This is a genomic window from Bradyrhizobium sp. UBA2491, assembly GCF_002341725.1.
Classification (GTDB): domain Bacteria; phylum Pseudomonadota; class Alphaproteobacteria; order Rhizobiales; family Xanthobacteraceae; genus Bradyrhizobium.
Genome location: NZ_DDOP01000089.1, coordinates 62,346 through 62,669, shown reverse-complemented (window position 1 = coordinate 62,669; position 324 = coordinate 62,346). Strand labels below are relative to the sequence as shown.

The 324-nt window shown below is 64.2% G+C and carries 1 pseudogene; it reads right to left on the bottom strand.

Features of this window, described 5'->3' with window-relative positions:
• A pseudogene (locus tag B2W55_RS30220) lies at positions 1–145 on the bottom strand (thermonuclease family protein); the annotation flags it as partial.
• Positions 146–324: the final 179 nt, after the last annotated feature.

The window sequence follows — 324 nt, the reverse complement described above, 5'->3', positions numbered from 1 at the left end:
CGTCGATGCCGCCGAGCCGGATGCGGACGCTGCCGATCATGACCTGGTCGCCGTCGCGGATCTTCGGCACGCCGGTGATGTCGGCGGCGAAGGCCAGCGTCGGCAGCGTCAGCAGCAGACCAGCAGTGAGCAGCGTCTTGAACATCGGCAATCCCGGCCAGGTTCGTGTCGTTCAAAGGGCTTGAGCGTCTCGTGCCCAAGGATTGTGCGGGCAATTGGGCAACCGTGCCAGTGGTGGAGTGTTTCCGCCAGTTTCAACTTCGCGTCATCCCCCCATGAATGCGCCGTTCGCTGCCTCTCCGGACCGTAGGATGGGTGGAGCGA